The sequence below is a fragment of the Cedecea sp. Ae19-4 genome, assembly GCF_059801165.1.
On the sequence record NZ_JBCHWG010000003.1, the window covers coordinates 628072 to 652333 of the forward strand.

Here is a 24262-nt window from a genome sequence, read left to right on the forward strand (position 1 = left end):
GGCCGCCATGTTTCTGGTCTCCCTGGCTGAAGGCTTTATCTACCTGTTCCAGGCCGCAGGCAAAATCTTCCTCGACATGATGACCGGGATTATCCCGATGCTCATCTGCCTGCTGCTGGCCATCAACTTCCTGATGAAGCTGGTCGGCACCATCAGAATGGAGAAAGTCGCCGCCCTGCTCGGCCGCTCGCGCATCCTCACCTACGGCGTGCTGCCGGTGCTCGGCTGGTTCTTTATGAGCAGCCCCGGCGCGCTCACTTTAGGCAAACTCCTGCCCGAAAAGAGCAAGCCTGGTTATGAAGATGCACTCGGCACCACTGCCCACCCCCTCACCAGCCTGTTTCCCCACGTGGTGCCGTCGGAGTTGTTTGTCTGGCTCGGCGTCGCTGCCGGGGTTAAGGCACTCGGCCTGCCCGTCACCTCGCTGGCGCTGCGCTATATCGCTGCCGCCATGCTGATTGGTTTAATCCGCGGGATTATCACCGAGTACCTGTTCCTGCGGCTCAGCAAGCGGGGGAATGCGCCATGATGATTTACTGCGCACGTATTACTGCTATCGGGCTGTTTGTCGCTGACGGCCTGACCGACAAGATGCTCATAACCTTCGACAGCAACGGGCCGAAAGACTGCCTCGATTACTCCCTGTCGCTGGAGCCGTCGTTCCGGGAAGAGAGCCTGATGATACTCCCTGGCGACCGCCTGTTGCTGGCTGGGCATGATTATCTGGTGACTGCCGTCGGCAAGGGGGCACAACAGGCGCTGTTTGAACTCGGCCACCTGACGCTGGTGTTCAACGGTGACCTGAATCCCTGCCACGTCGGTGCGGTCCATCTCTCCGGCCCGGTGCCGAACCTGCGTGACCTGCACGGTAACCTAGTGATAGAGGAGGGGCGGCCATGAACACGGTACTCATTCCGCCCGGTCCCGGCGGCTACGGCAAGGGGCTGTGGCTGCCCGTTGGCAGCGGCAAAAAGGTGCTGTCACTGACCGGGCGGGAAATCCATCCGGTGGCGATAGAAATTGGCGCACTCACCGAATCGGAAGTGGTGAACGGCTTCGCCGATATCCCGCCTGATAACGACATCCTGTGCGTGGTGATTAACTGCGCCGGGTCCCTGCGCTGCGGCCTGTATCCGCAGAAGGGCATCCCGACCATCAACGTGCTGCCCACCTGGCGCGCCGGACCGCTGGCGCACTTTATTACCGAAGAGAATTACGTCTCCGGCGTCACGATGGAGCAACTGGTTCTAGTGGATACCGCCGAAGCGCCGGACGGTGAACCGGAGTCCGTGCCTGTCGCTGCGCCACGGGTTATCACCACACCGCCACCTGCCCATGGCGCGGAGAAGCTGGTGCGCATGGTCGAGCAGACCGGTACCGCAGTCGGCCACGTTATCGCCCTGCTGTTCGCCGCCAGCCGTGAAGCGGTGGACGTGTCGCTGCGCAACGTTATCCCGTTTATGGCCTTTGTCTCGCTGCTGATAGCCCTGGTGCAGGAGACCGCACTCGGCAGCCTGATTGCCCACTCCCTGACGCCGCTGGCGAACTCGCTGTGGGGACTGGTGCTGCTGTCGCTCATCTGTGGCATTCCGTTCCTCTCCCCGGTGCTCGGACCGGGCGCGGCCATCTCGCAGGTGATTGACGTGATGATAGGCACACAGATTGGCGCAGGGGCGATATCTCCGGCCTTCGCCCTGCCCGCCCTGTTTGCGATCAATGTGCAGGTCGGCTGCGACTTCGTGCCTGTTGGCCTTTCGATGCAGGAGGCAAAGCCGGAGACCATCGCAAAAGGTGTACCCGCCTTTCTGCTGTCGAGACAACTGACTGGACCGCTGGCCGTCATCATCGGCTGGCTGTTTTCCCTGGGCTTATTCTGAGGACTCAACGATGAACAAAATCAGAGCCGCCGTGGTCGGCGCAGGTATCTACGGCAAACACCATATGAACGCGTACCGCCATAACCCGGACACGGTACTGGTCGCCATCTGCGAAACAGATGAGGAACGCTGTGATGCTCTTGCCATGGCGTACGGGATCCAGGGCTACACACGGCTGGATCAGTTACTACAGCAGGAGGCTATTGATATCGTCTCGGTGGCAACACCTGACCCGTACCACACCGAATCCATCCTCACCGCCCTGCGCTACGGCAAACATGTGCTGGCGGAGAAACCGCTCGCCACCTCGGTACGCGAATGCGAGCTTATCGTGGAGATGGCGCAGCAGCGGGACCTGCTGGTCGGCGTCGATTTCCACAAGCGCTGGGACCCGGCGGTGATGCGCATTAAGGCCGAACTGGAGAAACCGGAAGCCGGGCGGATCCTGCGCGGGCATATCAGCATGGACGACGTGATAAGTGTGCCGACGGAGTGGCTGGACTGGGCGGGCGCAAGCTCCCCGGTGTGGTTTCTCGGCTCACACTGCTTTGACCTGGTGCACCATCTTTCCGGACAGGAGGTGGTGTCGGTGTACGCCGTCGGGCAGAAGCGGCTGATGGCTGAATGCGGCCTCGACACCTTCGACAGCGTACAGAGCCTGTTGACGATGGCCGACGGCAGTTCGTGGATGGTGGAAAACTCGTGGGTGCTGCCGGAGGGCTTTCCGAAGGACAACGACGGGCGTATCGATATTCTCTGCGAGGCAACCTATATCCGCAGCACTTCACAGCATCGCGGGCTGGAAATCACCACGCCGGGCATGACGCTCACGCCTAACAGCTATTTCATCAACTACCGCAACGGCGTCGCCAGCGGTTTTGGTATCGACCCCATCAATGATTTTGTGCGGGCGGTTAGGAACAGGTCACCGTACCCGGTCACCGCAGTGGACGGACTGGCGGTCAGCCGGATTTGTGAGGCGGTACACCAGAGTCTCGAGAGTCAAAAACCTGTGTCATTAAAATAGTCGCCAGCAGGGATGCTGGTATCCGCAAGCCCGTTTATTCTGTATTCCCTAAAGAATGCCGCCATTTGTTATCCTTAATTCAGCATTCATCGTTAACGCCATTAAGTATCCTGTCCCGATAGTCTTCCAACTGATGCCGTTGCAGATAGTTTTCTAACTCCTGTGCCCAGCGCGTTCCTTCGCCGAGCGTCGCGCGGCTATGGGTTGAGGCATAAAGATAGCGTGTATCATAAAGATTAATCAGCGTCTGATTTACACCATCGATTTTGCACTTAGGATTTTTGAGCTGCTGTTCTAAAGCCCGGACAATACGGGCACGATGGTCTTGATCGGTAGCAAAATCCCGTTCCTGCAATTCGCTGAGCACCAGAAATGAAGGTGGAATTTCTTCTGCAATCGCTGCCTGCAAACGATAATGACCATCAAGAATAACAAATGATCCCAGCCCTGCTATATACCAGACAAGTACTGGAGGCAGCGCACCCTCACGGCATTTTTTACGCCACCATTTCAACCTTCCGGCATCAGGTTGTATCGAATAACGCCCAAGTAGCAGGCTACCTCCCCACCACCAGTCCACTAATCTGACTTTGTCAGGATTGACCAAATCAGGAAAATCTTCGCCGTAGAGCGTCCAGCTACAGCCGATATTCCCGCTGCTTTCTGGGGCATCAAAACGCCAGCTATTTACAGGAACACGCTGTCCGGATAATTTTGGTAATGAATATTTGGCCTCCATCGGCCTTATCAGCCATCGGCGAGGAGACAGAAGAGGCACTGGCGCATTCATTAATTGCCGGGAAAAATAGCGACACCATTCACCTGTCCAGGCCCGTTCGCCTTTGCTTTTAATCCCCTCAATATCTTCAGATGTGACAGCCGGTAATAATGTCTGGCAAGCAGAATGATCGGCATTAAACACCAACCAGACACCGGAATGATCTTTCAACATTGATGCCCAGAATAATGTCTTCCCGGAGACCTGTAGCGCCATTCGCCCATACCGACCACTTAGTATTTCCATTGCCACGTCGGTCCTCTGGCTGCTCTTGAGTGTCAGCTCCAGACCCTGCCAGTTATTATTGCGATCAAAAAGATCTTTCCACCAATATTGGGACATTATCATCTTCCCTGATAAACAGAGGGTTAGTCTAAAACCTTTAAAATTGTTCAGGTAGCTATTTATACGTCAACGTAAACGTCGCCGTGGCATTGGCGGGCCCTGCCGTCACCGCTGAGGCCGTCTGGTAATAACGCGCCTTGAGCTGAACGGTCTCCATCCCGCCATTAGGCGAAGTATAATAATCCTTTACCTGCCCGAACTGCACCGCACTGTTGTCCGGCGCGAAGTAAAGCTGAACCCCAACGCCCGTCGCCGCGGTACTGCCGCTTTCGGAATCGATGGCCATCACGCCTGGCGCATTCGACGCATCCCGGGTGGCATCAATCTGTACATAAATATGCGCGCTTTTATTGCAGTCCAGCACGATATTAAATCCCTTCCAGTCCGTGGTGTAGCCGACGCCGCTGAACTCCCGCTTGTTGTGATCGCCAAGCTGGACCGGCTCATCCACCGATGTTACCGAGCAGGCGGCAGAGGTGACGGTGTTGGTTCCGTTTAGCGTGATGTTAGCAAAGTAAAACTGGTTGACGACCGAAGCGCGCGCCAGTACCCCGTTGGTTAAGGTGCCACTGGTAATATCCCCGGTTTTTATCAGTTCTCCCTTGATCCCATCTCCTGGAATGGAGGCCCATGAGCCCCCGGCATTGTAGGGATAGCTGGCTTCATACGGCAGTACTTTGCCTGATTGAACAGTGGTCAGGCGTAAACCCACTCCGACGAGATTGGTATTGTAGACGCCGTTGCCATAGCCACTCAGAGTTCCCCATTGCGTCAGCTCCCAGCGAGCGGTCCAGGCCTCCCGCTTGCAGCCCGCGATGGCATTACCGTTGTTATAAGCGCCGGTCACCGTCGTCGCGATGACGCTGCCGATCGGCGTATCGCGCTGAACAACCACATTGCCGAAGTTCAGATAGCCCGGCACTTCTCCGGACACGCCGCTGTAAAAGGAACAACTGGCCTCAACCAACGGCGCAATAGCCATTATCAGTAATAATAAGCAGATGATTTTTTTCATATGTTCACCCCGGGCGGTTACTGATAAGTCAGCGTGAAGGTCGCCGTGGCGTTTGCCTCACCAGCCGTGATCGCAGACGTCGTCTGGTAATAACGCGCCTTAAGCTGCACTGTTTCAAAACCGCCATTCGGCGAGGTGTAATAGAATTTCGTTTGCCCGAACTGCACCGCGCTGTTATCCGGCACAAAGAACAACTGGACGCCGATCCCCATCGCCGCCAGATCGCCAGCCGCGCTATCCAGCTTCATCACACCGGCGACATTCGACGGATCCTGAGTGGCATCGATCCGGACGTTGATGCGCGAGCTTTTGTCACAATTCAGCTCGATGTTAAACGCCTTCCATTCGGTTGCCGAACCTGGTCCGCTGAACTCCGATTTTTTGTGTTGATCGAGCTTCACGTCAACATCAGGCGTGTTCACCGTACAGGCGACGGTCGTGATTTTCCCCCCGGAAAAAGCGATAGGGATCTCTGTCGACCACTGCGCATTTTCCCGTGTTCCGGCAATAAAACGTCCAAGGTTACCGGCCAGGGTACCCGGCGTGATATTGCCGGTTTTAATCAGCCGGATCCGCGCCTGATCGTTAATGGAAGGGTGGTAGCCGGAACTGTGGCTGGTCTGGGTAGTAAAGACCTGTGACTGGCCGCTGGCGATGCCCGTCCAGTTATCGGGTAAGGGATTACTGTCGAATGACGTGCGGCCTTCAAAAACGAATCCCACTCCCGCCACATTAGTGTTAAACACCGCCTCACCATTCCAGGTGACACTGGCCTTCGAACCCGTGTTTTTGATACCCGCTACGATGAGATATTGTGGTGTGGGGTCGTAATTACAGTTCTGGTATGCCACGCCCTGGTTAGACGTCAGCCAGTCGCTGATGGGCTGCCCGACTACCGCGTCCCGCTGAACTACGAGCGTACCCACATTGATCGCAAAGCTCCCCGATGCGGAGCACAACGCCCATGAAGCCTGACTCACTATCAGCCCGACCAGAATAATCATCCATCGCCACATGTTCATTTTCCAACCTCAAGACATTCCTGACTCACCGTAACGACCGGTGGCGAGTTTTCCAGTTCCGGCAGCCGATAATGCACCACGCACTGCTGCACCCCGTTCCAGCTCACCGCGATCTCGCCCGCTTCCGGCACGCCAGTGAGGTATACCTGGCCGTCGTCGCCGACAATGCCGCTGCCCCCCTCTTTCAGCTTCGCCTGCGCGCCGAACGGTACTGGTAGTCCACGATACAGTAGCGTCATCAGCACCCGTCGCCCGACGCGCGTGTTGAACTCCGCCATCACCACCGCCCCCTGCGTTGGCGTCACGGTCTGTACGGCGGTGTCGATATCCACCTCATCGCCCAGCGTGCTGGTATCCAGCGCAATACGGTTTTTCTTGTACGGGTTAACGTACGGCACCACCGCATAGCCACGTCCGTCGGTGTAAACGCCGGTGTTGTTCTGCACCTTCGCCTCATCCGCGCCCGGGGCGCTGACCACCGCCAGCGACTCGCCAAGTGGCTGGGAAAGCGTGAGCCCGTGCGGATGAACCACCACGCCGCCCTTCAGGCCATAGTTGACCTGCTGCGTATCGTCGTCATAGTTGTAGCCGCCAGTGATTTCCCCCTGTCCGCCTTTGTAATCGGCATTGATATTGCCGGAACCACCGACGCCATGGTTGGTGTAGCTCTGCTGGAGGCTGTAGCTTAAGTTGTTGTCAGCAAGCAGGGTGCCGTTGAGCCCGGCCTGCTGGCGGGTATCGCCATGTTTAGCGGTGTTGACGCTGTAGCTGGCCCAGGCGTTATTTGCCGCCTCGCCGGAGAGGAATTTGCTGAGCGGCACCTGGATATTAAAGGCCAGTTGCTGATCGGCAGGCTGGGTACTTTCCGGGTAATCGCTGTAGCTGTAGGTGATGCTGTAGCTGATCCCGTTAATATTCCCGTTCCAGCCGGTGCTCAGGGTGCGTTCATAACCGTCCTCTTTCCAGTAATCCTGCTGGTAGCCGGAGACAAAAATCGATCCGTAGCTGCCTACGCTCTGGCTGAGATCCAGCTGAAGCCGCTGGCGTTTGTTGTATGTCATCCGCCAGCCATCATCGCTGTCCGAGCGCAGATCGTTCGCCTCCTGGAAGGTGTAGAAACCCTCCGTGGAATAGCGGTAAGCCGCGAGCGTGAAGCTGGTATCAGTGGTCTGAAAATCCTTCGAGTACTGAACCCGGTACGACTGGCCGTCGTGGGTTTCATCGTTGTTGAGGGTGGTATGCGCGGCGGTAATATCAGCCGAAAGCGAACCCAGCTCGCCAAGGCCAAAACCCAGCCCCGCCGCTCCGGACTGGTAATCCTCCGAATACAGCGTGCCGCCATAAACAGTAATGGCATGCGGCAGGCCGTAAATCGCGGTCACCTGGCCGAACTGCGGTTCGTCGCTGTCCTCATTGCCGCTCCGGTACTTCCCGGCGGTGAGGGCATATTTCAGATGTCCTTCACGCTGCATAATCGGTACCGCAGAAAAAGGCTGAATGAAGGTACGTTCGCTGCCATCGGCTTCTTTGATGGTCACTTCCAGGTCACCGCTGCCCGAGGTTGGGTAAAGATCGGTGATGGTAAACGCCCCCGGCGCAACATAGCTCTGGTAGATGATGTAGCCGTTTTGCTTAATGGTCACCTGGGCGTTCGACTGCGCAATACCGCGGATCACCGGGGCGAACCCGCGCAGGCTGTCCGGCAGCATGTTATCGTCAGAGGCAAGCTGCGCGCCGCGAAACTGCACGCTGTCAAAGATGTCCGACGGGGTGTAGCTGTCGCCGAGCGTGAGCTGCCCTTTCAGGCGCTGGATATCCCGCTGGAGATAGGTGTTCACCGAATCCCAGTGGCTGCCGTTTTCGTCATCATAATTCCAGGTGGAATAGTTGCGCAGCCGCCACGCGCCGAGGTTTAGGCCGCCTTGCAGGTTAGCGTAGTAGCTGTCATCAGAACCGTTTTCCCCGTTGCGCCAGGTATTGCTGCCGCTGAGGTTATAGTTCAGCAGCGCGGCAGGCACCCCTTCGTCCCATTCGGACGGATCCACCGCGCCTCTGGCGCTGGCATCCATTGCCGCTTGCGGGATACTCACATTCAGTTGCAACTGGCTGAAACGCAGATCGGTGGTGGCCATCGGGATGTAGTGGCCAATATTTTCCAGCGGCTTTTCAGGGGGTAGCGCCGCCAGCGCGGGAAAGACGTCCGTTTTGACGCCCCAGGCTTTCAGCATCGCGGGCGTGACCTGCGCGCTGAGCTTTTTGTCCGGCCCGGAGATAAACGCAATATCCTGCGCCTGTCCCTGTCGTTCACCATTCACATACACCGTGACCCGGTAGGTGCCTGGCAACTGGCCGTCGGCTTCGGCAAAGGTGGATAAATCCGCCACCGGCTGGCCGGGATTGTCGATCTCCAGCGCATGAGGGTTGAAGATCTCACGGGCCTCCGCGTGACGGAGATACCCCAGCAGCAGAACCATCACCAGCAGCAGCGCCAGCAGAAATACCATCAGCCGGGAAGTTGGATTTTTCATCTCTTCCTCCCTCACAGCCTGCGGCTTTCAGTCTGGCTGACGCCGCCGTAGTCACTGATGGCCTGCCAACTCACGCTGGAGACAGATGCCGAAGGTAGCGTGAAACTCGCGCTGCCTTTCGGCGGCACCATGTCCGCGTCTTTAATCTCCTGCCCGTCCACCTTCAGGGTAAATAGCGTGACGTAATAAGAGGTAGGGTTACTGATGGTAAGACGGTTGCCGCTGCGGGCGACGGAGAGCTGGTGATAAGCGGTCTCAGGCCGACCGTCCAGCCCGGCGGGACGGTAGAACAGCTTCAGGCGCGACTTCACCACCACCTGCAGCACATTGGTGCGGGGTTTACTGTCATCAGTCGCGGGGATGGATTTTACATTCAGCCAGAAGACCGACTCCCGGTCCTGCGGCAGGTTTCCCCCGGTACGCACAATGCGCAGGATATTCTCTTCACCCGGGTTAATACGAAACAGCGGCGGGGTAACGATAAACGGCGCTTTCGCATTTTGCTCACCGCTGTCCACCCAGCTTTGTACCAGATAAACACTGGATTTCTCGGGATTACGAATGGATGCGGAGGTCTCTTTTTTATCTCCGTCATAAATGACGCGTGTGCCGCCAATCACTATTCCGGCCTGTGCCTGCACGGTAAGGGTGGCCAGCAATAGCGCCAGCGCAACGTCTGCATACCTGTTCATCTTGTTATCTCCGGGCGAAAAATACGCATCCCTGCGAAACGTTCCCTGTTATGCGGCGGTACACCGGGTAGGATGGGAGGAGGAATGTACCCCGCGACGGCACAGCGTTATTTGTAGTTAATGGTGAACTGCGAGGTACCGTTCGCCGTGCCGGTTGTGACCGCGGTGCCGGTAGAGACATAGCGAGCGATAAAGTCCAGCGAATTGGTGCCTTCTGCCAGCGGGTAATCCGTCGATGCCGTATGCAGCGGGATCGCGGTGCCATTTCTGTCGGCAATTTCGATACCCACACCGGTAGCGATCCCGGTGCCGCTATCCAGCGCCAGCAGATTCTGGTTTACGCCATCAGAGGTACCGTCAAATTTCACATTTGCCCCCGTTACGGTGTCAGGGCAATCACTCAGGCTGAGCGTGAAACGCGTAGGTGCCGCCTTCATTCCTGCAGCACCGTTAAGAGCGGTCTGCGCGACGTTGCCTAAATCAACCGGTAGATTTTGTGAGCCGGTATCGACGGTACAGGTTTGATCGGTAATGCTTCCGGTAAAATGAATGGTTCCGTCAGCGGCTAAAGCGTTACCCGCCACCAGCAAAAAACACGCGCTTAACATCATTTGTTTCATACAGTTCTCCTTGTGAACAATCGTTCAGGGCCCAGCCCTGCTTCACTCTGGCGGTGAAAAAACCTACGGGAGACTTTCCCGTTAGTGCCAGAGTGGTGAGTTCAGAAGAAAATCTGGTGGAAGATGACAGTGAAAAATAAAATGTCAGCACTGGCTGAAAAGAACGGTGGGAATGGCATAAAACAGTAAAGCGGTGAGCGAATGAAAACTGGCAACGTGAACCTCTAAAGCACGTTGCCAGCAAGGGCCAGAGGAACATCATATATCTGCTACGTTTTATTTTTATTTAAAAACAGAGAGATAATCCGTTATCAAAAGGGGTCTCAGAAAAATTTTGACACTTTGCTAAATTTTTCTGATACTACTTTACATTCTGGCACTAATTGTGTGGTTTTCTCTCATATTCCCCCAGACATTCATAAATCTCTGCGTATTTGTCGCCGTATAAATCACCGTATGCCGGATGTTCCGGTGCCCCAGGTAATCCTGTATCAGACGTGTATCACGCCCTAAATCCGCCAGCGCGTAACCGCATCCGTGCCTCAGCATATGGGGATGCGCTGAAATACTGACGCCGCCCAGCTCGCCGTAACGTCTGAGCAATAACCGGACCTGATGGCGCGACAGCGGCCCCCCTTTCTGCGACAGGAAAAGCCAGTCAGAGTCAGCATCCCGCCAGCGACGGCGCACCGTTAACCAACGCATCAATGCGGGCAATTCGGCATCGAACAGCGGATGCTGTGTTGACAGGCTATTTTTGAGCCGCCTGACATACACCGAACCACCGACCAAATCGATATCCGACAGGCGCATTCCGCACAGTTCACTGACCCGCAGACCGTGTAAAAAACACATCTGAATCAGGCAGTAATCGCGCTCAAAATGGATCCCTCTGTCCGCTGCAAGCAGTATCTGCCCCACTTCATGGCGGGTCAGATGTTTTCGTTTTACTGGCATAAACCTTGCTCCTTAAACACAATAAAAAATGAAGAAAAAAACAGGCCGGAACCACTTTCGTAGCCCGGCCAGAACCACAGAATAACACCAGAAAGCCCGGCAAAGGTTGATGACAGACTCAACAATTTTCACGGGCTGGTTCCAGTTTTCAGCAGTGATCGTATGAGCATTGCGCTACACCCGGCAGAAGAAAACTCTGTTGCCGGAGGCGTTATGCCAGACCGCTTTCCTCTTCTGTTGCCCCTGATGCTGTGCGCCGCTTTCCCGCTCAGAGCCATTACCACGCCGGAAATTGCAGCCTCCGCCCTGTCGCCGGACTGCGTGAACTACCGGGTAGTCGGCCTGTGCTACTGGCTCTATTGCACGCCGTTCGGCTGTACGGTGCGCACGTCGGTGAAGGTCAGTCATTTCCGCCCGGATCTGGTGGTGTCGGCTTACAGCAACACCGGGCAAAGTCCGTGGGTAGAGATGTCGTTACTCAGCCCACCGTTGCCCGGTGTTGCCGAAGGCGGCGGCGATACTAATCCTCGTTCTGCCAGTCAGCACAGCAAGATTCGCTTTAAGAATGCCGATGCTATCGGCTTCCCGGCGGGTGATGAACTGGCAAAATTTTTCACCCAGTTTGGCTATATCTGCTCACCTTCATCGCAGCCTTTTCAACCGTACTTTCTGAGTCAACTCGATACGCTGGCGTGGCGCAGCGGTGTGCCGGAAATGACATACCCGGAGGCGCTGACACCGGGCATGCGGGAAGTCGGTCAGAACGGTGATATGTGGGGCAATATCTACCCGCGCGCCGGAGCCATCAGCCAGACCCACGACTATAAAACCGCCGCAGTTATCGCCCAGCGCGTGGCCGATCTGGTGACGCGTACCGGGCAACCGCATATCTACACGCCGCTGACGGCTTCCTCTCGCGCCGGGTACTGGCCGCCCTCCCCAGTTATCGAAGGCGACAGCGATAACCATCGCTGGCAGATGCTCACGCCGAAAAAATCCGCCTCCTGTTCGGTTTTCCCGGATGGCCGCGCCACCGACTCTTACGCTGACAAGCTGGCAGAGAACGGCGCGTACGCCTGGACGCTGTGGCGGCCCTATAAATGCTGTCCGCGCCGGGGGCAAACCTTCCTCGGCAGTACGGGTTAACGGAGGCGGTGATGAGAGTCCTTTGCCTGGTCTTACTGTTTTTCGCCGGGGTTTGCGTGGCGGCAGACGACTACAGTTTCCGCACGCGAGGCGCAGTTGATGACCTGCTTTATTACCAGATTGGCGGCGGCGAGGCGGTCATGCCGCCTCCGGTACGCCGCAGCCCCTCGCCGCTCAGCGTGGGCATTGGTTGGAACGCCGATATGATGTGCGGCAATTTCGACATCGACACCACGGTACGCAACCAGCTAAACGGCATCACCGATGGTTTCCAGCAGCTGATGGGCAACGTTATCCAGAGCGCCACCGGCGCAGTTGCCAGCCTGCCCGCGATGATTATCCAGCGCGCCAATCCGCAGCTTTATGATTTGCTGACCAACGGCGTATTACAGGGACGGCTGGATTTTGATAAATCGCTGCTGAACTGCCAGAAAATGGCGGAAAAGATGACCGATTTGGCGGCAGATTCTGCCTGGTTTTCCGGAGCCAAAGCTGAGAATTACCAGTCCCTCGCCGCCAGCGATAATGACGCCATCCGCACCGACCAGAAAGCGGCAAAAGAGGCCGCCGAAAAGGGTAAACGCTGGGTCGGCGGTGAAAAGCGCGGCGGCAAAGGCCAGCCGCCGATTAAGGTAGTCCATGACGCCACCGCCGCAGGCTGGAATATTCTCAACCAGCAGCCCGCCACCAGCACCACGTCTCTTACCGCCTCCGAATGCGACGGGGAACTTTGTAGCGCCTGGACATCCCCCGAAGAGGCCGCCGGATGGATGACCCGCGTGGTGGGTGAGCAGACCATCAGCGTGGCGCAGGCCACCGACGATCCGGACGCACGTTCCGGCGCACAGGCAGGGATCGGTCTGCATCCGCTGATCGACGAAGAAAAGGCGAGGATCCTGCCCCTCCTGACAGATCTGGTTAATGGCAGTCAGAAACCCGGCTTCGACAATCTGGCGAAAGCCTCCGGCGGATCCATGCAACTGACCCGCGGCGTGGTCGAGGCACTGCGCGACGATCCGGATGTTGCCGTACTCACCGAACGGCTGGCGGGAGAACTGGCGCTGGCCCGCGTCACCGAACAGGCGCTGCTGGCCCGGCGCACGCTGCTTGCAGGTATGCGCGAACCGAATATCGCCAACGTCAAAGAGGCGCAGGAGAGCCTGGGCAAAACCACCGCCCAACTGGATGAAGAGCTGAGCCAGCTTAAGCTGGAACTCGATTTCCGCCAGGCGCTGACACGCAATACCGCCAGCCAGATCCTGCAACGCAAGCAGCAGCGAGACCAGCTTCAGGGGCAGGCAGTGGAAGTGCCGGACGACAGCGACCGCCGTCTGCACAACCTCCATAACCCGCAGCCGGACAGTCCGCGATGACCGCCAACAGCTATTTCGAGTATGTGCTCACCCTGCTCGGCTGGCTGGTGAACAACGGCGTGTGGCAGACGCTGACCGCCACCGGGCTGTTCGCCCTGCCCCTGCTGGCGAAGCTGATTGCCCTGTGGCTGAAGGCGCGCGGCCAGGGGGCTGATGAAGGCAACGTCGCCCGCCTGCTGGTCGTCTGGGTGGAGCACTCGCTCTACAGCGCCCTGCTGGTGATCTTCTTCGCGGGTGTGCCGTTCCTCAATGTTGATATCAATACCCTCACCTACGACAGCCAGCGTACAAAACAGTGCGGCTGGTCGGTGGTACAGCCCGGCGATTCCGGCTATGCACCGCTGATCAACGAACTTAGCGGCCAGAGCGCTTCCGTTCCGGTGTGGTGGTACTTCACCCACGCGCTGGGCAAAGGCATCACCAGTGCCGCCGTCGCGGTGCTGCCCTGCAAACCGGACCTGCGCCAGCTGCGCTTTGAGGTGCAACACACCAGGATCGCCGATCCGGCGCTGGCGCAGGAGCTACAGGATTTCGTTAACGACTGCTATGGGCCGTCGCGCGCACGCCTCAAGCGGCTGGGCAGCGATATTAGCGAGGAACAGAGCCGGGAGGTGGACTGGGTGGGATCGTCTTTTTACCTCACTACACCGGGTTATTACGACCACGATCATTCCCGTTCGCCCTGCGCCGCCTGGCCTTATGACGCCAGCCGCGATGATGGCCTGAACGATACGGGTAGAGGTGGCTATCCCGCGTGTAAAGAGTGGTGGTCCGATGGCGATACGGGGCTGAAAAATCGGCTGCTGAAGCAGGTCGATACCACGCTCTGGCAACGGCTGCAAAAACTGGGGCAGTCGAAAGACGAGTACGAAGAAGCGGTATTGCGCTCGCTGGTGAGCCCGCGCAATATGCAGGTGTCACAGGGAGGGCTGGTGTACAACGGGTTTGGTGGGAATGCGGGAGATAACTTGAATGCATCGCAAGCGTTAAGTCGGATGGGGAGTGTCGCCGGAATGTCGGTTTCCAGCCTCGCTTTGTTCCCTGCTTTCGACAGCGTGCGTCAAGCGTTGCCGATGGTGCAGACATTCCTTGGAATGGCCCTTGTGATTTGTATTCCTGTGATCCTGCTGTTCTCTGCGTGGGAATTAAAAACTGTGGTTATGCTGAGCTTCGTGCAGTTCGCCCTGTTCTTTCTTACCTTCTGGTGGGAACTTGCACGTTGGCTGGATAGCTGGCTGATGGAAATTATCTACAACGCAGAGGGTGCTTCGCACTTTAATCTGTATGGGTTGCAGAACGCTTCTGATGATTTGATCGTCAATGTGGTGATGGGGACGATGTCTGTGGTGCTACCTGCGTTCTGGCTTGGAGCGCTGACGTGGGCGGGGGCTAGGGTTGGCGGGGCTGTGGCGGGGGTCATCTCTGCGGGAAGTGGAGATGTTAAGAATAGTGGTGGGCAAATTGGAAAAATTATACTCAAATAATAATTCAATAAGTTTTAGTAAAAACTAAATCATTTTTGTGATACATATCCACATGTAAGATACAAATAAACAGTACTAAGATCCTCAGAAAGAAAAAAATAGTCATCTATTGTCAGTGGGGCATGAGGATATGCACCAAATCTAGATTTTGGATGAAATGTTTTTATTCTACCTTCGTAATACTCACCAAAATATTTTTCTGTTTCTGGAGCATTAAATGTCTTAGAGATAAACATAGCTGCATCTTTCGAGGTTGGGTTAGATATTCCAACTTCTTTTAGCTTATCTAATATCATATTAAATGAAGCATCAAGTGATATGAATAGAGAATAAATGGCTTCCTCCATAAAATACCCATGAACTAATAACATTCTACTTCTCAGTAAGGTAGATAGGCCTCTAATTAGAATAAAATTATTCACATCAATTTTCTCAAACACTTTTTCCTGTATATTGACATCGAATCCTTGATCTCTTAAATCATATTTTTCCCCATCACTTGTCACTGGAGGAAGAGACAGACCTCTATTGATTTGTCCTATAAATGGATGCCATCCATTAACTCCTGCAGGCATAATTATTGCTTTGATTAATTCTTTTTTTATTTCAGATAGATAGTTAGATACATCACCACTCATTTTCACATAATGGCAGGTTGAAAAAGGATAAATAACTGAATAACCATACATTCTATCAAGGCTTAGCATTATCGACGAGTATAACTTTATTTCATTTATAGAGGCCCATTCCATCTCGGTATAATACCCTTCATCTTCAAATTCAGAGTCAACGAAAGTCACTAAAGGTGTAACCGAAAAACAAATATCCTCGCTAATAAATAGAGCGGAATCATCCATAATAAATGTTTTAATGGGATAAACCCCAAGCGGAGATAATAAACGTACCTGATGGGTGTGATTATCATTTTTTCGATAGGTAAACATCAATTCCATGTCAATCTCAATTTGCGGAGGATAATTTTAAACTTTACGACGTCAGGCAGGTAAGTAGGTTCTTTTCAATGGAACTAACAACTTGGTTTCAATATCAACCTGCTCGTAGTTTTCAACCAACGCACGCACCAAATCGTCGAGTGTCCACAACGTCAGCGGGATCGTTGAACGATCGGCTTCATAGCGAGCATCCTTGCTGAATCCCCCAGTACTGACGTACAACCCGCGATCGTCTTTATGGCGGCCACCGATAAAGCTGCGGATCTGCTGGCTACCCATCTGTTCACGGCGATGCTTCACTTCAACAATAATACGTGGGTTTTCAAAACCGAAACCATCCGGAGAAGCAATAATATCTTTGCCCCTATCCGCGCCAACAGGTGATACCTGAGTTTTATATCCCATACTGCGCAAAACACCTGCCACCAGATTTTGCATCTCGTCCCAATCAAGTCGATTGATACGATCTTTGATGCCTTCAAAGGCGATCATTTCCATATCGCGTAAGGGGTTAGATACGGCGTCTTCCTCGTTAACTGAACCAAGAACTTCTGGCGTAACGTCAGGTGCAGGTTTTTTCCCCTGCAATAATTCATTCACAGCGAAATCCGGCACACGGAAAACCGTCAGTGTTGAACCCAATGTATTTCTGGTGGCATCACTCAAGTTATCACGATCAATTTCTTCCGTATTCCATTTCACCTGGCGAGCAATGCCCATACCATCTTCAAGCCACTCTGCATGATATTCAAAATCTGAAACGATCTTCCCTAACAGGTAGGTTCGATTAGAGGGGGAATACGTAATGGCCCAGTCACCTTTCTGCATTTCGTTCACAAATCGCCAAATCTGAGAAGTACCAGAACGTGCAGTTCCCGGTTTAATTTGAGGTTCAAGCTCTTGGTATAAATCGAACAACTGTTCTCTGGATAATCCCGGTTTTACATGTGGAGCAAAAGGTGACCACCCTATCGCCGCGACTTGTTTATCACGAAAATCATCATATAGTTTTCCACCATCGCCACGAATCATCCACATCTTGCCAGCCATGATTTTCCCTTCTGAATGAACTTGTTAATCGGCACTTTAGCACAACACAATTAGCTTTACCGGAAGCAAATCAACGTTATGTTATTCGTCTTGAATCAATCAAGCTTTGCGAGCATGATCGCAATAACATCAGCCTGTTACCCGGTTCATTCTTATGATCTCTCCAGAAACGCTGCAATCCGCCATCTCTAACGCCTCTGTCTGGCGTCAGGGTGACGTATGCGCGCCGCATAAACCGCTACTGCTGTTGTATGTACTGTCGCAGTACAAAGCAGGCCATCCACGCCTGTTTAACTACGGTCTGGAAATCCATGAACCGCTTACTCGCCTGCTGAAAGAGTTTGGTCCCAAGCGACGCACCGACTATCCCAATATGCCTTTCTGGCGACTGCGAACCGACGGCTTCTGGGAGATCGCTCACGCAGAAGGTTGCAAACCGCGCAAGGGCAATACTCAGCCGACAAAGAAAGAACTGATTGATAACCATGTGGCGGGCGGCTTCGATGAGGCTGCTTATCAACAATTGCTGGCACACCCTGAGATGATCGACCAGTTGGCTCAGAAGATCCTCACCGATCGCTTCCCGGAAAGTATTCAGCGGATCCTGGCCAACCAACTGGGATTCGATTTTATCGATCGATCCAGGAACCGCAATCCGCGTTTCAGGGATATCGTTCTTCGCGCTTACCACTCACGGTGCGCGTTCTGCGGTTACGATCTCAGACTCGATGGCGCGCTGGTTGGTATTGAAGCGGCGCATATTCACTGGAAAGCGTACGGTGGTCCGTGCGTGGTAAATAATGGCCTGGCGCTCTGTACATTACACCATGACGCGTTTGATATGGGAGCATTCGGGCTGGATGAGAGTATGACCATCCGCATCTCCGGCGGCGTCAGTCGTAGTCCGGTGGTAGACCATCTGTTCTGGCACCGAGACGGCCAGCAGTTATTCCTTCCTTATGACAAAACGCAGTGGCCTGCTGAACAGTATGTTGGCTGGCACCGAAAACAGATTTTCAAAGCCTGAAAATACGCAACGGGCCGTTAGGCCCGTTGTTCGTTATATCACCGCAGTTCTATCACTCGCGTCCGCTCAGCCTGCTTTCGGTAGTGGTCGTATCGCTCCCGGAACCATGCTTGCTGTTCATCACTCATATTGCCGGTCACGGCATCAATATCCACTGGCTGGCCCAGGGCGTGCATACGGGCAAAACTGCGTGCCAGAAAATCAAAATTCTTTAATGCGTTTATATCTTGTTGGTTCATTAGCATATCCCTCCAGTCATTGTGTTTACTGTTCAAGGTCATATGCTTTTCTGATTTCAGTATCCGCCTGAAAAAGATCATTTTTTGAGCGATGCGTGCGTATCAATCTGCCTGTGTTCACATTTCAGGAACGATAAAACTCTTCAGCCTCGGTAATGATTTTCCCCTCCCTTTTATCATCCGCGCAGAAAACACTACCGCCAGCCATGCAGTAAGTTCGCCATGTATCCGGAAGGCGCGAACGGCGCAGATGCGCAGGATATCCGTGCCATTCCATCCCGCAGGGAAATGCCCTGCGAAGGGTGTTCCCTGCTCATTTACAGGAGAAACACCATGTCGCTTTTCGATAAAAAACCGTCGTTAATGCCGGTGGTTATCGCCCCTGATGTCTGGCAATCCGCTGTGGAATTTCCCGCCGACCCGCAGCAGGTGGAAGAACGGCTGGGCAATCTGTTGCTCGCTGTACTGCTGACCCTGCGCACCGCCGGGACGTCCCGCAAGAAAGTCACCTTTATGATCTACTGCCAGCCGCCGCAGGGCGATATGAAAGTCCCTGTCGCATTACCGCTGTCGCTCAACTATCACGGCCACTATGTGCAGGTCTCTATGGCTGAACAGGCATAACCTCTCCCCGCCGGAGTCGCTTCCGGACGGAGGTAGCTCCGGCTTCTTCCATGAGGATCGCACAATGGACAGAAGCAACGATATCTACCAGAAAGTCACCGACCAGATTATTGCTGAGCTGGAAAACGGCAATGTGCCGTGGATCCGCCCGTGGCGCGATGGCGAGCCGCCGTTCCCGATCAATGCGTTATCCGGTCGACCGTATCACGGCATTAACGTGCCGCTGCTGTGGAACAGCGCCGACAAGCAGAGCTTCGCCAGCGACCGCTGGCTGACGTTCCATCAGGTCAGCGCGCTCAGCGGGCAAGTGCGCTGGGGGGAGAAATCCTCTCTGGCGGTGTTGTATCTGCCGCGCACACAGGAAGAGACCGATGCACTCGGCCAGCCGTTGCTGGATAAAGACGGCGAGCCGAAGGTGCGGCATTTCGGGATTATTCGTGAATTTCGGCTGTTTAACCTGTCGCAGTGTGACGGCCTGCCGCAGTCGCTGTCCGAGCCGTTTATCCGGCCCGCAGAGCCTGTGGAGATGGCCGAAACCATTGCGAAAAATAGCGGCGTGACGCTGCGCCATCGCCGCCAGTCGAAAGCGTATTACAAACCCGCGACCGACCTGGTGATGATGCCGCACCCGCAACAGTTTGAAAGCAGCGAGGCGTACTACGCCACGCTGCTGCATGAACTGACGCACGCTACCGGACACACTTCACGCCTCAACCGCCCCGGTATTGCCGGAGCGGAACGCACCGAAGCGCTCTACGCCGCTGAAGAATTAGTGGCGGAGATGGGTAGCGCCTTCCTGTGTGCCCATTGCGGCATTCAGGGCAGGCTCCAGCACGCCAGCTATATCGGCTACTGGCTGGATATCCTGCGCCAGGACAAGCGGGCAGTGATCCGCGCCAGCGGTATGGCGCGCCACGCCAGTGAATGGCTGCTCAACGCTGTACCACAACCCTGTCAGCTTAGCGCCTGACAGCCCACCCGCACGGGGAGTCTTCCCCGCCGGGGAGCTGCTCCCCTTTTTTCTGGAGTGATATATGGGACTCGATCTTTTCTTTTTCGAACGGGCGAAAAACGCGCCCGATGAAAGCCAGTACGCCAGAGTGGGTTATTTCCGCAAGGTGAACCCGTTACTCAAATGGGTGGATAAACACGTTGGGCTGGTGCGCAACCAGGTGCTGTTAGAAGTCACCAAAGCACATTTGCAGGCGCTTCTGAGTGACCTGCAGAGCCTGACGCCGGATAACTGCGGCGCGCTTTATCCGACGATTGATGGCTTTTTCTATGGTTATACCGATTATGGAGAGCACTACTGGAAAGATGTCCGCGCCGTCACCATCTGGGTGAAAGAGACGCTGGAGACGTTTGATTTTGAGCGAGACAGGCTGATGTTTTATGCCTGGTGGTAAGTGGAACGGAGTGGCCGGTTTCGATCGGCCACTTTTTTGTACAATAAAAAAGACCGATTAGCCATAGATTGACTCACACGAACGAACTAAATATGACTTCCTAAGATACACTCAAGAATTAACTACAATCTATTTGATATCATGGATAGAAGAGAGGAAGATAAAACTTAATAATACCCCATTCAACGACATTAGCTATGTGCAACATCTCTTTCAAGATTATTTTTGTGATTCATATCACACTTTCAACTCCTTTAGCATGAAAGGTAAGGAAATATTTATAGACGGAGAATTGCATCTTTTATGTCGACAAAAAATTACTTAATTTATTATATTTAACAACAAAAAAAGCCAACCACTGTATAAATACACACCATTATAATCCACAAATATAATATAGAATTTACAATCTTTTTATTGACTGCCATATCTTTCAATAATTTAATTAAAAGAAAAAGTGGAGTCGATTATGTCTCAGGTTGAGTCGTGTGTATCCAGTTCATCTTTACCAATTGAGCAATTACTGGAAGTTATTGGAACCATTTCAGATACAAACTATTCGCGTTACTATCTTAAACGGTTTGATTTTGATACAGGCATAGGCTGGAAAGAGACTCGTTCAAATATCCTTGAACAATTTTCAGGAAAACGCAAGGCCTCAGAACGTGCTACATATAGTAACTTAGTCAGTATTACTAAAGCATTAATGTTCTTAGGTAAACATTACTGTGAAATTTTTCCACTTACAGCAAATGAACATTCAGTCTTAGTGGCTAACGCTAATAAAATTAAATACGATGGTAAACCTTACTCCGAGTGCTTCCCACTTTTTGTGAGTCCAGAAGATTTAACTGTATCCTCACTCCCTGTTTTGACACACATCGAATATAAGAAGAGTGGTATAATTTTCTTCTTTTCTACCCCTCGTAGAGTCAGTGAGCGCGTTGAAAAGCTTGAAAAGGTTCAGGGTGTCTTAAGAAAAGTTTCTTACAGAGAAGATATAAAAAAACAATTTATTGATACTGTATTCATTCCTAAAGAGCATAACAGAATTGAATTTAAAATATCGACAGAAATTGGTAAGCGCGATATAGATAATGAAATGGCTCGCTTACAAGATACTTTCGTTGAAATATTATCTAAGAATGGCATTAGCCTTAAAGATTCAAACTCAATAAATCTAAATAAATCTATAAGCACTATCTATAATAATAGTTCAATAGGCCGAGTTGTTGATTGTGTTTTTTATAGCAAAGATAATGGTATTTCTATTCCTCGTACATGTCGTAAAGAAGTTGATGTATGTTTACGTGAACAAGAATATCATTTAGCAGGCTCTGAAAAAGAAGATGTTGAGTGTGTTGCAGTTACTGTCCGTTGGGAAGAAATTGATCCAAAGGTCAAACTTAAAATCAAAACACAGATTAGCCTGGAGTCAATGGCTAACTTTAATTATACTGTATGCAAGCGGTTTATAATCGATAATCCGAAGGGGCTGTCACATTCCATTTCGTTAGCTTCTATAGTGGAGAAAGGTACTGAGTGATGGGGCACTTAGAGCAGGCGAAGTTGAAAATAAGTGATGATCCTGTTCTGCAGTTAGAACTCAAGGAGGAGATGCTTCGCCTAATCTATTTTATAGAAAACAACCCTTCCATAAAATATTTCCCTCTATCTAAAATCAAAAGTATAACAAAAACTGACAATAACAAATGTTTAAATATTGCCGTATATTTTTGCGGGGAGACTTTAAAAATATTAGAACCGCGATATTCGTATATTCTAGAGGATAATGAAGAATTAGAGCTAACTAAAGTCGAATTTAAACATTATTTATACCATCGCAATGAATGTTTAAAAAAAGATGGGCATTTTGTATGCCCTGTTCTCAAAGAAAGACTTTCATTCTATTTTACAACAAGTATAAGTATTATAGGTGACGATGGAGATTGGGAAATAGATTAATGATAATAAAGGATGAAGTATTTGACTCAATGCTAAGCTCAGGAGTTCTGGATGATTTCCTAGATTTAATTGACCCTCAAAAATTTGATGAGTTCAGTCGCAGTGTTTTTATAACTTTAAGAAATGCAGTCAAATCTATAGAGAGTAATGCGGATAAGTATTATGACCAGTCGGAGGAGCAAATCAGTACGACTATTTCACTCCTTATTGAGAAAGCTGGTTTTCAAACCAAAAGTGAACCATCTAATAGAGGACATGTTGATATTTTTGTAGAAAAAGATAGATTCAAATGGCTGATTGAAGCCAAAATTGGATACAATAACCAGAAAATATTCGAAGGACTCCTACAATTGACCTCTCGTTATTTAACTGATCAGCGGTCCGCGTGTCTTTTATTATACTTCAAAAAAGAAAACATAAAAAATAACTTCGAAAGCTGGAAAGATTATATTCAGAACAAGAAATGGAAAGATTATGCAAAGATGCATGACATACTTAATGATTGTGAATTAATGTATGGTGAATCAATTATAAAACCGGATCCATTTTGTGTTGGATATAGTTTCTTAGCTGGTGCTAAAACAACAGCAGGTGAGTGTCTAGATATTTACAACCTAGGTGCCAATCTGCATTTCCGCCCAGTAGATAGTAGTGGGCGAAATGGTGTCACATTAAGGAAAAACCAAGCGAAACTATATCTAGAACACCTATATCATGATAAAGAAAATGGTTTACCAATAGATGAAAAAGAATTATACAAGAATCTGAATGATTATTTTGATTTTGATAAAAACAATAAATAGATATAGCTAACCACAAGAAACTCTTGAAATTAGAGTTAATATAATTACTAACTTCATAAAAGACAAAATTATTTATAAAATATCAACAACCCTTGAGTTAATTTATTTTCTATTATTACTATTGAATTAATCATCTTAGTAAGACAATCTAAATCCTCGCCTCCTCATATGACTTAATAAATAACGCTGAATAGAATTAAATCTGGACATATATCCCGGTTGATATACAAGCAATGCTTAATTATTCCCTGTTGACAGCAAAAATATACTACTAACAAAAGGCCCAAAGGGAGACACTGCAAAGGAAGGGCGACAAGGGCAAAGGGGCCTGCCCGAAAAGGAGAAATATGCTGAAGTGGCTACAAAGACCATCCCAGAGCCAGCCACCTGCACCAGACGCTACGCTGCCGGAGGGTTGGTTTGCGCCACAATCCGCAGAGCGATTGCTGGCAACACCGTTACGCCAGTCCTGTTTGCAGCAGTTACGGCAACTGACCCCGCTGCCGGATACCCTATATGATAGCTGGATCCTCACGGCGATTCATCGCCTCGCCGCGTTGGTACAGCTGCTACCCGCCTCACAAAGTCATCACCATTCCATTCCCGGTGGGCTACTGGATCATTCGCTGGAGGTTGCCTGCAACGCCATCCGACTGCGCCAGGGTTACCTGTTGCCACCAGAAGCGGGGGCGGAAGAACAGGCCCGGCAGGCCAGCGCATGGACGGTCGCGGTAGTCTGCGCGGCATTGCTGCACGATACGGGAAAAATCGCCGTGGATATGGAGATTCATCAACGTGATGGCACCCGCTGGCATCCGTGGCAGGGTAATCTGGCAAAGCCTTATCGCTGGCAGTACCAGAGCCACGGTCGCGACTATCATCTACATCCTGCCGCTGGCGCAATGCTGATTAATCAGTTGATATCCTCGCCATTACTGGACTGGCTGGCCGGATACCCGACGGCTTTTGCGTCCCTGATTTATCAGCTCACCGGACACTACGAACGGGCTGGCGCGCTGGCTGAACTGGTGCAGCAGGCCGATAAAGCCTCTGTCGCCCGATACCTCGGCGGCAATATCAAAACCGCGCTGGCACAAAAGCCCTCGTCCTTCCCCCAGCAGCTTCTTTCCGCCTTGCGGTCGCTGGTACAGAACGAGTACCGGCTCAATAATCCCGAATGCGGATCTGATGGCTGGCTGACGGAGAATGCGCTGTGGCTGATCAGCAAAACCACCGCCGACCGGGTACGCGCCTGGCTGCTCCAGCATGGCGTATCTAGCGTGCCGGAAAATAATAACCGCCTGTTTGACGAACTGCTGGCGCACCAGCTT

General features: G+C 52.4%; 25 protein-coding genes. 15 read left to right on the forward strand and 10 right to left on the reverse strand.

Going from position 1 to position 24262, the window contains the following annotated elements; all coding sequences use genetic code 11:
* Positions 1 to 7 precede the first annotated feature (7 nt).
* From srlA to AAIE02_RS20960, 4 genes are read left to right on the forward strand one after another with little or no spacing between them, the layout of a single operon-like run.
* Positions 8 to 529 carry a PTS glucitol/sorbitol transporter subunit IIC gene (gene srlA / locus AAIE02_RS20945; RefSeq protein ID WP_498533189.1) on the forward strand — a complete coding sequence of 174 codons (522 nt, stop codon included), beginning with the start codon at positions 8 to 10 and terminating at the stop codon, positions 527 to 529.
* Complete coding sequence (locus AAIE02_RS20950) at positions 526 to 900, forward strand: PTS glucitol/sorbitol transporter subunit IIA (protein ID WP_032724041.1); 375 nt, start codon at positions 526 to 528, stop codon at positions 898 to 900. The genes srlA and AAIE02_RS20950 overlap by 4 nt, the downstream gene beginning before the upstream one ends.
* Positions 897 to 1877: a PTS glucitol/sorbitol transporter subunit IIB gene (gene srlE / locus AAIE02_RS20955; protein ID WP_498533190.1), complete on the forward strand. Its 981-nt coding sequence runs from the start codon at positions 897 to 899 to the stop codon at positions 1875 to 1877. The genes AAIE02_RS20950 and srlE overlap by 4 nt, the downstream gene beginning before the upstream one ends.
* A 10-nt stretch (positions 1878 to 1887) precedes the next feature.
* Positions 1888 to 2904: a Gfo/Idh/MocA family protein gene (locus tag AAIE02_RS20960; RefSeq protein WP_498533191.1), complete on the forward strand. Its 1017-nt coding sequence runs from the start codon at positions 1888 to 1890 to the stop codon at positions 2902 to 2904.
* 79 nt (positions 2905 to 2983) lie between these two features.
* On the opposite strand, the gene AAIE02_RS20965 is transcribed toward AAIE02_RS20960, so the two are convergent.
* The 7 genes from AAIE02_RS20965 to AAIE02_RS20995 form a co-directional block, all read right to left on the reverse strand.
* Positions 2984 to 4024, reverse strand: a complete 1041-nt coding sequence (locus tag AAIE02_RS20965) for a ParB/Srx family N-terminal domain-containing protein (RefSeq protein ID WP_498533192.1) — start codon at positions 4022 to 4024, stop codon at positions 2984 to 2986.
* 58 nt (positions 4025 to 4082) lie between these two features.
* A complete protein-coding gene (locus AAIE02_RS20970) occupies positions 4083 to 5009 on the reverse strand; it encodes a fimbrial protein (protein ID WP_498533193.1) in 927 nt (308 codons plus the stop codon).
* Positions 5010 to 5059: 50 nt separating this feature from the next.
* Positions 5060 to 6064 carry a fimbrial protein gene (locus AAIE02_RS20975; protein WP_498533194.1) on the reverse strand — a complete coding sequence of 335 codons (1005 nt, stop codon included), beginning with the start codon at positions 6062 to 6064 and terminating at the stop codon, positions 5060 to 5062.
* A complete protein-coding gene (locus tag AAIE02_RS20980; protein ID WP_498533195.1) occupies positions 6061 to 8592 on the reverse strand; it encodes a fimbria/pilus outer membrane usher protein in 2532 nt (843 codons plus the stop codon). Before AAIE02_RS20980 ends, AAIE02_RS20975 begins: the two co-directional genes overlap by 4 nt.
* A gap of 11 nt (positions 8593 to 8603) precedes the next feature.
* Entirely contained in the window at positions 8604 to 9284 is a 681-nt protein-coding gene (locus tag AAIE02_RS20985) for a fimbrial biogenesis chaperone (RefSeq protein ID WP_498533196.1), read from the reverse strand.
* 107 nt (positions 9285 to 9391) lie between these two features.
* Positions 9392 to 9904, reverse strand: coding sequence for a fimbrial protein (locus AAIE02_RS20990; protein ID WP_032734432.1), 513 nt, complete (start codon positions 9902 to 9904; stop codon positions 9392 to 9394).
* Positions 9905 to 10270: 366 nt separating this feature from the next.
* Positions 10271 to 10861: a tyrosine-type DNA invertase gene (locus AAIE02_RS20995; protein WP_047050444.1), complete on the reverse strand. Its 591-nt coding sequence runs from the start codon at positions 10859 to 10861 to the stop codon at positions 10271 to 10273.
* A gap of 213 nt (positions 10862 to 11074) precedes the next feature.
* Between AAIE02_RS20995 and AAIE02_RS21000 the strand changes: the two genes are divergently transcribed.
* From AAIE02_RS21000 to AAIE02_RS21010, 3 genes are read left to right on the forward strand one after another with little or no spacing between them, the layout of a single operon-like run.
* A complete protein-coding gene (locus tag AAIE02_RS21000; RefSeq protein ID WP_498533207.1) occupies positions 11075 to 12007 on the forward strand; it encodes a TIGR03756 family integrating conjugative element protein in 933 nt (310 codons plus the stop codon).
* Between the two features lie 11 nt (positions 12008 to 12018).
* A complete protein-coding gene (locus tag AAIE02_RS21005) occupies positions 12019 to 13380 on the forward strand; it encodes an integrating conjugative element protein (protein ID WP_498533197.1) in 1362 nt (453 codons plus the stop codon).
* Positions 13377 to 14864: a conjugal transfer protein TraG N-terminal domain-containing protein gene (locus tag AAIE02_RS21010; RefSeq protein ID WP_498533198.1), complete on the forward strand. Its 1488-nt coding sequence runs from the start codon at positions 13377 to 13379 to the stop codon at positions 14862 to 14864. Before AAIE02_RS21005 ends, AAIE02_RS21010 begins: the two co-directional genes overlap by 4 nt.
* A 29-nt stretch (positions 14865 to 14893) precedes the next feature.
* Here AAIE02_RS21010 and AAIE02_RS21015 read toward each other — a convergent pair whose 3' ends face one another.
* On the reverse strand, positions 14894 to 15817 hold the full coding sequence (locus tag AAIE02_RS21015) for a hypothetical protein (protein ID WP_159403024.1): 924 nt from the start codon (positions 15815 to 15817) through the stop codon (positions 14894 to 14896).
* Between the two features lie 42 nt (positions 15818 to 15859).
* On the reverse strand, positions 15860 to 16849 hold the full coding sequence (locus AAIE02_RS21020) for a restriction endonuclease (protein WP_159403117.1): 990 nt from the start codon (positions 16847 to 16849) through the stop codon (positions 15860 to 15862).
* A 172-nt stretch (positions 16850 to 17021) separates the two neighbouring features.
* On the opposite strand from AAIE02_RS21020, the gene AAIE02_RS21025 reads away from it, so the two are divergent.
* Complete coding sequence (locus AAIE02_RS21025) at positions 17022 to 17894, forward strand: phosphorothioated DNA-binding restriction endonuclease (protein WP_498533199.1); 873 nt, start codon at positions 17022 to 17024, stop codon at positions 17892 to 17894.
* A 38-nt stretch (positions 17895 to 17932) separates the two neighbouring features.
* On the opposite strand, the gene glgS is transcribed toward AAIE02_RS21025, so the two are convergent.
* Positions 17933 to 18133 carry a cell surface composition regulator GlgS gene (gene glgS / locus AAIE02_RS21030; protein WP_498533200.1) on the reverse strand — a complete coding sequence of 67 codons (201 nt, stop codon included), beginning with the start codon at positions 18131 to 18133 and terminating at the stop codon, positions 17933 to 17935.
* 333 nt (positions 18134 to 18466) lie between these two features.
* On the opposite strand from glgS, the gene AAIE02_RS21035 reads away from it, so the two are divergent.
* From AAIE02_RS21035 to mobH, 7 genes are all read left to right on the forward strand, one after another.
* A complete protein-coding gene (locus tag AAIE02_RS21035) occupies positions 18467 to 18757 on the forward strand; it encodes a hypothetical protein (RefSeq protein WP_159403022.1) in 291 nt (96 codons plus the stop codon).
* Between the two features lie 64 nt (positions 18758 to 18821).
* Complete coding sequence (locus AAIE02_RS21040) at positions 18822 to 19727, forward strand: ArdC family protein (protein WP_498533201.1); 906 nt, start codon at positions 18822 to 18824, stop codon at positions 19725 to 19727.
* A gap of 64 nt (positions 19728 to 19791) precedes the next feature.
* Positions 19792 to 20163, forward strand: coding sequence for a hypothetical protein (locus tag AAIE02_RS21045; RefSeq protein ID WP_159403020.1), 372 nt, complete (start codon positions 19792 to 19794; stop codon positions 20161 to 20163).
* Positions 20164 to 20632: 469 nt separating this feature from the next.
* Positions 20633 to 21709 (forward strand): hypothetical protein, encoded by a 1077-nt coding sequence (locus AAIE02_RS21050; RefSeq protein ID WP_032734439.1) that lies wholly within the window; start codon positions 20633 to 20635, stop codon positions 21707 to 21709.
* Positions 21709 to 22128, forward strand: coding sequence for a hypothetical protein (locus AAIE02_RS21055; RefSeq protein WP_032734440.1), 420 nt, complete (start codon positions 21709 to 21711; stop codon positions 22126 to 22128). The genes AAIE02_RS21050 and AAIE02_RS21055 overlap by 1 nt, the downstream gene beginning before the upstream one ends.
* On the forward strand, positions 22128 to 22931 hold the full coding sequence (locus AAIE02_RS21060) for a hypothetical protein (RefSeq protein ID WP_032734441.1): 804 nt from the start codon (positions 22128 to 22130) through the stop codon (positions 22929 to 22931). Before AAIE02_RS21055 ends, AAIE02_RS21060 begins: the two co-directional genes overlap by 1 nt.
* Before the next feature lie 347 nt (positions 22932 to 23278).
* A partial coding sequence (gene mobH, locus AAIE02_RS21065) for a MobH family relaxase (protein WP_498533202.1) occupies positions 23279 to 24262 on the forward strand: 984 nt, incomplete at its 3' end.

Bases quoted from the DNA above. Each gene is read 5' to 3' on its own strand.
- srlA (WP_498533189.1), top strand. From the start codon at position 8: ATGTTTCTGGTCTCCCTGGCTGAAGGCTTTATCTACCTGTTCCAGGCC.
- AAIE02_RS20950 (WP_032724041.1), top strand. From the start codon at position 526: ATGATGATTTACTGCGCACGTATTACTGCTATCGGGCTGTTTGTCGCT.
- srlE (WP_498533190.1), top strand. From the start codon at position 897: ATGAACACGGTACTCATTCCGCCCGGTCCCGGCGGCTACGGCAAGGGG.
- AAIE02_RS20960 (WP_498533191.1), top strand. From the start codon at position 1,888: ATGAACAAAATCAGAGCCGCCGTGGTCGGCGCAGGTATCTACGGCAAA.
- AAIE02_RS20965 (WP_498533192.1), bottom strand. From the start codon at position 4,024: ATGTCCCAATATTGGTGGAAAGATCTTTTTGATCGCAATAATAACTGG.
- AAIE02_RS20970 (WP_498533193.1), bottom strand. From the start codon at position 5,009: ATGGCTATTGCGCCGTTGGTTGAGGCCAGTTGTTCCTTTTACAGCGGC.
- AAIE02_RS20975 (WP_498533194.1), bottom strand. From the start codon at position 6,064: ATGAACATGTGGCGATGGATGATTATTCTGGTCGGGCTGATAGTGAGT.
- AAIE02_RS20980 (WP_498533195.1), bottom strand. From the start codon at position 8,592: ATGAAAAATCCAACTTCCCGGCTGATGGTATTTCTGCTGGCGCTGCTG.
- AAIE02_RS20985 (WP_498533196.1), bottom strand. From the start codon at position 9,284: ATGAACAGGTATGCAGACGTTGCGCTGGCGCTATTGCTGGCCACCCTT.
- AAIE02_RS20990 (WP_032734432.1), bottom strand. From the start codon at position 9,904: ATGAAACAAATGATGTTAAGCGCGTGTTTTTTGCTGGTGGCGGGTAAC.
- AAIE02_RS20995 (WP_047050444.1), bottom strand. From the start codon at position 10,861: ATGCCAGTAAAACGAAAACATCTGACCCGCCATGAAGTGGGGCAGATA.
- AAIE02_RS21000 (WP_498533207.1), top strand. From the start codon at position 11,075: ATGCCAGACCGCTTTCCTCTTCTGTTGCCCCTGATGCTGTGCGCCGCT.
- AAIE02_RS21005 (WP_498533197.1), top strand. From the start codon at position 12,019: ATGAGAGTCCTTTGCCTGGTCTTACTGTTTTTCGCCGGGGTTTGCGTG.
- AAIE02_RS21010 (WP_498533198.1), top strand. From the start codon at position 13,377: ATGACCGCCAACAGCTATTTCGAGTATGTGCTCACCCTGCTCGGCTGG.
- AAIE02_RS21015 (WP_159403024.1), bottom strand. From the start codon at position 15,817: ATGGAATTGATGTTTACCTATCGAAAAAATGATAATCACACCCATCAG.
- AAIE02_RS21020 (WP_159403117.1), bottom strand. From the start codon at position 16,849: ATGATTCGTGGCGATGGTGGAAAACTATATGATGATTTTCGTGATAAA.
- AAIE02_RS21025 (WP_498533199.1), top strand. From the start codon at position 17,022: ATGATCTCTCCAGAAACGCTGCAATCCGCCATCTCTAACGCCTCTGTC.
- glgS (WP_498533200.1), bottom strand. From the start codon at position 18,133: ATGAACCAACAAGATATAAACGCATTAAAGAATTTTGATTTTCTGGCA.
- AAIE02_RS21035 (WP_159403022.1), top strand. From the start codon at position 18,467: ATGTCGCTTTTCGATAAAAAACCGTCGTTAATGCCGGTGGTTATCGCC.
- AAIE02_RS21040 (WP_498533201.1), top strand. From the start codon at position 18,822: ATGGACAGAAGCAACGATATCTACCAGAAAGTCACCGACCAGATTATT.
- AAIE02_RS21045 (WP_159403020.1), top strand. From the start codon at position 19,792: ATGGGACTCGATCTTTTCTTTTTCGAACGGGCGAAAAACGCGCCCGAT.
- AAIE02_RS21050 (WP_032734439.1), top strand. From the start codon at position 20,633: ATGTCTCAGGTTGAGTCGTGTGTATCCAGTTCATCTTTACCAATTGAG.
- AAIE02_RS21055 (WP_032734440.1), top strand. From the start codon at position 21,709: ATGGGGCACTTAGAGCAGGCGAAGTTGAAAATAAGTGATGATCCTGTT.
- AAIE02_RS21060 (WP_032734441.1), top strand. From the start codon at position 22,128: ATGATAATAAAGGATGAAGTATTTGACTCAATGCTAAGCTCAGGAGTT.